This is a genomic window from Candidatus Stygibacter australis, assembly GCA_030765845.1.
GTDB classification, from domain to species: domain Bacteria; phylum Cloacimonadota; class Cloacimonadia; order Cloacimonadales; family TCS61; genus Stygibacter; species Stygibacter australis.
This window is the reverse complement of record JAVCDJ010000104.1, coordinates 1-5,318: the sequence shown is the minus strand read 5'-3', so window position 1 is coordinate 5,318 and position 5,318 is coordinate 1. Positions and strand designations below refer to the sequence as shown.

At 39.2% G+C, this 5,318-nt stretch carries 5 protein-coding genes; 3 read left to right on the top strand and 2 right to left on the bottom strand.

Going from position 1 to position 5,318, the window contains the following annotated elements; genetic code table 11:
• The 3 genes from RAO94_05540 to RAO94_05530 form a co-directional block, all read left to right on the top strand.
• Positions 1-802, top strand: an 802-nt coding sequence (locus RAO94_05540) for a lysylphosphatidylglycerol synthase domain-containing protein (protein ID MDP8321792.1), incomplete at its 5' end; no start/stop codon positions are given.
• Between the two features lie 99 nt (positions 803-901).
• Positions 902-3,022, top strand: coding sequence for a T9SS type A sorting domain-containing protein (locus RAO94_05535; GenBank protein MDP8321791.1), 2,121 nt, complete (start codon positions 902-904; stop codon positions 3,020-3,022).
• Between the two features lie 118 nt (positions 3,023-3,140).
• Entirely contained in the window at positions 3,141-4,052 is a 912-nt protein-coding gene (locus tag RAO94_05530) for a bifunctional methionine sulfoxide reductase B/A protein (GenBank protein ID MDP8321790.1), read from the top strand.
• On the opposite strand, the gene RAO94_05525 is transcribed toward RAO94_05530, so the two are convergent.
• On the bottom strand, positions 4,049-5,032 hold the full coding sequence (locus RAO94_05525) for a DUF523 and DUF1722 domain-containing protein (protein MDP8321789.1): 984 nt from the start codon (positions 5,030-5,032) through the stop codon (positions 4,049-4,051). The two genes, RAO94_05530 and RAO94_05525, sit on opposite strands and share 4 nt — an antisense overlap.
• A gap of 13 nt (positions 5,033-5,045) precedes the next feature.
• On the bottom strand, positions 5,046-5,318 hold a 273-nt coding region (locus RAO94_05520; GenBank protein ID MDP8321788.1), incomplete at its 5' end, for an HD domain-containing phosphohydrolase.

Sequence of the window (5,318 nt, the reverse complement as noted above, 5' to 3'; positions counted from 1 at the left end):
AAGTAAAATTGATTTAGTCAGGGTATTGGGAATTCTCTCGGAACTAAAACCGGGGGTTCTGGCCGCTCTCTTAGTGATCAGTCTGATCAAGATATTTCTACAATATTTAAACTGGAGTTTGTTTCTGCAGCTTAATCCAGACAGCAAACTGACCTTTTCGCAAAAGATCACTTCCTTTTTTGTGGGTTTCTCATTCCGGATGATCTCTCCTGGTGGAGTGGGCGTGTATGGCAGAATGCTGTATTTACCCATCAGAAAGAAAGATTCATTTCTTTCCATCACCTATGAGAAAATGATCCAGAGCTGGTGCATCATCTTTTTTGCCAGCCTGGCAAGTTCATTATATTTTTCTGGTTTATCATTATTCCTGAAATTCATTCTGCCATTGGCAGCATTATCATTACCTTTTATTCTTTTGATCATCTCACCTTTAAAAAGAAAGTATTATAATTATTTTCGGCAATACAGACTCACCTTGATCCCGGCTCTTGCGATCCAGATAACCACAAATTTATTAACGATCTTTCAATATACAATATTTCTACAGAACTATACAGAATTCAGTTTTCTCTCAGCCTTTAAAAGCGTTCCCTTAGTTCAAGCGGGAAACCTCATCCCCATAACGATTTCAGGGTTAGGAGTGAGAGAATATCTGGCAGTTCAGGTGTATCCCTCGCTAGGAATCAGCGCTGAGCTGGCAGTGTCCTGTTCCCTGATCGTATTCTGTTTGAGCAATTTATTACCTGCTTTTGCAGGAATAATTATTTTACTGTTCAAACGGAATATTCAAGAAACAAAGTAAATATATTCTAACAATAATTTACTGAATATTATTTTTTACTTGCCAAATAATGCCCTTTGCCATATATTATAATATAGAATTTCTTTCCAAGGAGAATTTATGAAGAAGACTTTAATTATTTTAGTGTTCATAGGCTTGGTTACATGCCTTTTTTCAGCTGATTTCCCAGTAGATACCAAGAGTGTAACACCTGTGGATTCCCCATTTAGTCCAACATCTCAATCAAGAATATCTCGCAATGTTCCTGAATGGGAATGGGCAACCGAACCCGTAGGATTATTATCCAGTTATTATGATTATTTCCATGCTTACACCTCTATTCCAATGGCTTCACAGCCAGATGATCATGGCGGAGGATTGTATCTTACATATCGTACTGCAGAAAGTACTGGAGCAGTTCACCAGCTTTCTTATTCTTATGTTGATGCCAATGGTAACGTGACTACTTCCGCTGGCGTTGGCTGCGAAGGAAGATATGGAGATTGTGATGTTGATCCTGAAACAGGAGATGTATTTGTATCATACCATCAGGTTTCATCTAATGTAATATTTTTGTATGATCTATATCACATTATAGGCACTCCGGGCTTGTGGCTTGATCCGCCATATACACTTCTGGATTTAGAAGTAGTACAGAATGATGGCACATATCCCTTTGATGATGATGAATTCGTATGGCCTAAGGTAAATATTGGACCTTCTCCTTTACCTGACCACCGCAGAGTATATGTAATTCCTATGAATTCTACTTCTGCTCATGGTTCTCAGGCAGACCCATCCGAAAATGTAGTAATTTGTTATGCAGATTTCACAACCGCAGACCTTGAAATGCAGAGTAATCTGGAATGGTCTTTTCGCACGATAGAGCAGATGGATGTCTGGAATGCTGGAACGGACGGATGGTCACGCCCACAGGTTTCGATGGAAATCCATGATAATGTAGTAATCCTGATGGGTTACCTGGCACATGATTTAGATCAGCCAGATGATCTGCTGGTGCTTATGAATGAAAATTATGGTGAAGGACCATTTGAGATGTACACTCAGGTAGCAACTTTTGATCAAGAAAATCCTTCCTATATTGAGATACCATCAGATTCTCTTAAATACCTCTTCGGTGATATTGTAGAATTCACCTGCAAGCAGGATATTATTCATTCCGGTCACTTTAACCTGGTTTGGAATGAGAACTACTCAACAATCAGTTTTTCAGGAAGTATGGGTATAACTTTTGACAGTGGTTCAGGACCTGGTTATTATTATCCAGGCTGGAATCAGATCTATCCCAAACGCTGGACATTTGATCTCACAAGTCACAGTTTTGGCTTCCAGGATATATATCCAAAAGGAGCTAATCCCAATGATGATATGCCAATGCAACCCTGGGATTTAAATGAAGATGGTATATATGATAGTACTTATGATGATGGGATGCCAATGTGGTTTGAAGACTGGCCAATCTATTATCATGATCCGGATCAGGCATTCCACATGAATGAGACTTTTACTGTCTCTAATCAGGAGATGGGCTGGGAAGCAATGCTCTGGCTGGATGGAACAAACAGCAAGAACGCAAACGATGGCTATGCCGGATATGAAGGCTGGGAAAGCTATCTTGAAATAGCGGTAGTTGTTTCTGAAGACTATGGCCAACACTGGTCAGAACCATTTTTCATCAATGCAAAATCAGATGATGTAAATTATTCTGACGCTATTGATGGCATGATCCCCGTTTATATGTATCCAGGTGACGAGATCGAAGTTATAGATGCAGAAAACCTGGTTGGCAGAATAAATTTATTATTTTACGATGATGAAGATTTTGGTTCATTCGTAAATGGAAATGCAGGTCTTGCTAATGGTGGTACTTATCAGTACGCAGCACTCGACGTTACTTTCTACGTGGAACCAGACGATGAAAACGATGAAAACACAATCCCATCTGTTCAAACCCTGAGAGCATATCCGAATCCTTATGTACCAGGAATTAGCAGAGCAGGGATCACAGTGGAATATGATTCCAGAGCAAATGCACCAGCAGAAGTTAGTGTATATAATATCAGAGGTCAGAAAGTAGCTGATCTTTATAATGGAAATCTGGCAAACGGCGAGAAGCTTTCAGTAACCTGGAATGCAGAAAATTGTGCTGCTGGAATTTATTTCTTCCGTCTTAATCAGGCAGGAAATGTAGCAGTAACAAAAGCAGCTGTTATCAAATAATTGATAGCAGGCTAAGATATTTCGGGGCAGACTTTATAGTCTGCCCTTTTTTTAATTCCTATTTCTTTTTTTCAGGCTTTCATCTGAATTACTTTATCTTATATCCAAAGGAGTGATAATGAAAGTAATAATGATCATCCTTATGCTCATTTCACTTAGTATTGGCAATAGTAAGGAGGAAAAGGTGAAATATAATGAATTAACAGAAGCTGAGAAGCGAGTAATAGAAGATAAAGGCACAGAAGCGCCATTTACGGGAGAATACTGGGATCATTTCAAGGCTGGTGTGTATACATGCAAACGCTGTGGATCAGCTCTTTACAAGTCACAGGATAAATTCTCCTCAAATTGCGGCTGGCCCAGTTTTGATGATGAGATATCTGGAGCCGTGAAGCATCAAATGGATGCTGATGGCAGTCGCACAGAAATAATCTGTGCTAATTGTGGCGCACATCTGGGTCATGTATTTTCCGGTGAGGGATATACAGATAAAAATACAAGACACTGCGTAAATTCAATCTCTATGGTCTTTGAACCAGTTAAGCAGCAGGAAGCGGCTTATGTGGCTGGAGGCTGCTTCTGGGGAGTGGAATATTATCTGGAAGAACTGGAGGGAGTGATCTCTGCAGAATCTGGTTATATGGGAGGCAGCGTTGATGAACCGGATTATTACCAGGTAGGCAGTGGACAAACCGGTCATGCAGAAACGGTACGGGTGATATTTGATCCTGAGAAAATTACTTATAAAGATATTATCATAAAATTCTTTGAGATACATGATCCCACGCAATTGGATAAACAAGGACCGGATCATGGGAAACAATATCGTTCTGCAATATTCTACCAAGATGAAAAGCAACGGGAAACGACTCAAAATCTGATAAATATTTTAAATAATAAGGGATATAATGTTGTAACCGAACTGGCAATCGCAGGAGAATTCTGGCTGGCAGAGAATTATCATCAGGATTATTATCAGAAAAAGGGAGGACAACCCTATTGTCATCGTCCTGTGAAACGCTTTGATTAGCGTTTAATGTTCCTGCCCCTTCCAGAATCAGATAGCAGTAGCAGTTCTTTGGGATATGGCTGCAAAATTATCTGTTTGAGGATATAGTCACTATTGAATCTTAATGCCCAGTTCCTGATCAATTCAATGGGAACTATGAAAGGCATGGAACCTCGACGGTATTCTTCCAGGATATTAAGAAAATATTGTCTTTCCTCAGGATTAAGCTCTTTTGAGAAATAACCAAACATGTGCATTAAGACATTGATCCTGCGGGGAATACTAGGATTGAGTGCTAATAATTCCAGTAATCCTTTTTCATATTCCTGATATATATCAGCAAGTTTGCTTTTATCATGATTCGCCAGGATATGACCCAGATTCTGCATCTTTTTATGGCTGTATGACATGAAGAGGTATTTATGCTGAGCATGGAAATCATATAAAGCAGCAATTTTTCGTACTTCTTTTAAAGCCCGGAATCTGGCGATAGAGAAGATATCGATAAGCCAGTTTTCTCTTAAGATGAAATTATGCAGTCGGCCTTCATCCTCAAATGCTGCATGTGGGAATTTTATCTGAGCAGCAGCAGCAAAAAGCCCACTGGTTTTAGCAATCATGGAACCCTTCGCAGCACTTGCATATAGCTTAATATTATTTATTCCGCAGGATGGTGAAGCATTTTTGAGCAGAAAACCATCAACCCTGTCCATTTTATCTAATATTCTTTGGGAATATTCTATCATTTTCAAGGTGCAATCTACTCCAGTTGCCGGCTGGATCATGTAAATATCATCTTCTGATTCGCCCTTTATCAATCTTACCGGATTGCGGGGAATACCCAGGCCAATATCAGATTCAGGACATATGGTGTGAAATTCCACAAAATCTTTTAATATGTTAACAAAACTATCATTAATTGTATCACCATTCCAGCGACAGTTATCAAATCCCAAACACCTGCTTACACAAATAACCGGTTTTACATTAACATAATCCATATAGATACCTCATTTATCGATCAATTTGATCTTCTGTCAAATGCTTTTGGGCGTATTTAAGAAAAATATCCTGCTCAACTGCAAACTTGTATAAATCCTCATCGATCTCATTAGCAGTGACCATTTTATCAAGAATTTTATATGTTTCAGATAGTTTTTTAGATTTCTTATAGGGTCTGGTTGCAGTGAGTGCTTCAAATACATCTGAAAGAGCCAGGATGCGAGCCTGCAGAGGTATACAATCACCTGTAAGTCCTTCAGGATAACCATCACCATTAAGTTTCTC

Coding starts and splice junctions, on each gene's coding strand:
- RAO94_05535 (MDP8321791.1), top strand. CDS start 902: ATGAAGAAGACTTTAATTATTTTAGTGTTCATAGGCTTGGTTACATGC.
- RAO94_05530 (MDP8321790.1), top strand. CDS start 3,141: ATGAAAGTAATAATGATCATCCTTATGCTCATTTCACTTAGTATTGGC.
- RAO94_05525 (MDP8321789.1), bottom strand. CDS start 5,032: ATGGATTATGTTAATGTAAAACCGGTTATTTGTGTAAGCAGGTGTTTG.